The following is a 1,118-nucleotide window of genomic DNA, read 5'->3' on the forward strand; positions in this document are numbered from 1 at the left end:
CTGGCGGCGGCGGCGATCGGGGCCGGGGCGCGCCTTTTCACCGGCTCGCCCGTCACCGGCTGCACGCGGTCGGGCGGGCAATACCGGCTGGACCTGCCGCAGGGTCATGTGCTGGCCGACCAGGTGATCGTCGCCACCAATGCCTATGGCAGCGGTCCGTGGTCGATGCTGGCGCGCCAGTTGGTGCCGGTCAGCTATTTCAACTGCGCCACACCGCCGCTGCCCGCCGCCCTGCGCGCCACGATCCTGCCGGGGCGGCAGGGGGCATGGGACACCCGGCAGGTCATGCGCTCGTTCCGGCTGGACCATGCCGGCCGGCTGGTCGTCGGCAGTATCGGCGCGCTCGCCGGGCCGGGCCTGACCCTGCATCGCGACTGGGCGCGGCGTACGATCGCGCGCCTTTTTCCGCAGCTTGGCCGTCAGTTCACGTCATCGGGCTTCGCGGCCGAATGGTATGGCACGATCGGCATGACCCATGATCATTTGCCCCGCCTGCACCGCCTGGGGCCGGGCATGATCGCGCTCTGCGGCTATAATGGCCGGGGCATCGCGCCCGGAACGGTGTTCGGGCGGGTCCTGGCCGATCTGGCGCGCGGCGCCCTGGACGACGGGGCGGCCCCGCTGCCGGTGACCGGCATCCGCCCGCCGGGCCTTCGCGCGGCCCGCCGTATCTTCTACGAAGCGGGGGCCTGCATCGCCCATGCGGCCGATGCGCGGTAAGAGGCTGTCTCACAAGCCCTGCTGTCGGCGATCCGACGCGCGTCTTCAGCGGGCCGCTCTCGCTCGACAGCAGGGCTTGTGAGACAGCCTCTAAGATCCGGCCCCGGCGGCCCGGAAATATGCCCTCTTTTGCGATCACCTGCCGACAGGATGGAAGATGACCGACCTTGTTGCCGAAACCCGTTCCCTGCTGGCCGCGCTGGGCGTCGCGGCCGATGCCCTGACTTCTGATAGTCTGGCATCTGATAGCTTGGTATCTGATAACCTGGCATCCGATGGCCTGGCGGGCGATCCATCGGCGGGCGGCCTGCCGGTACGCTCGCCCGTGACGGGGCAGGACATCGCGCGGGTGGTCACGGCCACGCCGCAGGCGGCGCGGGACGGCATTGCCGCCGCCC

The 1,118-nt window shown here is 70.7% G+C and carries 1 protein-coding gene and 1 pseudogene; both read left to right on the forward strand.

Annotated elements, in window-relative coordinates; all coding sequences use genetic code 11:
• Nucleotides 1-720, forward strand: a 720-nt coding sequence (locus tag HUK84_RS19515; protein WP_176641689.1) for an NAD(P)/FAD-dependent oxidoreductase, incomplete at its 5' end; no start/stop codon positions are given.
• A gap of 157 nt (nt 721-877) precedes the next feature.
• Nucleotides 878-1,118: pseudogene (locus HUK84_RS19520) on the forward strand (hypothetical protein); the annotation flags it as partial.

This window comes from Nguyenibacter vanlangensis, from assembly GCF_013376155.1.
Classification (GTDB): Bacteria; Pseudomonadota; Alphaproteobacteria; order Acetobacterales; family Acetobacteraceae; genus Gluconacetobacter; species Gluconacetobacter vanlangensis.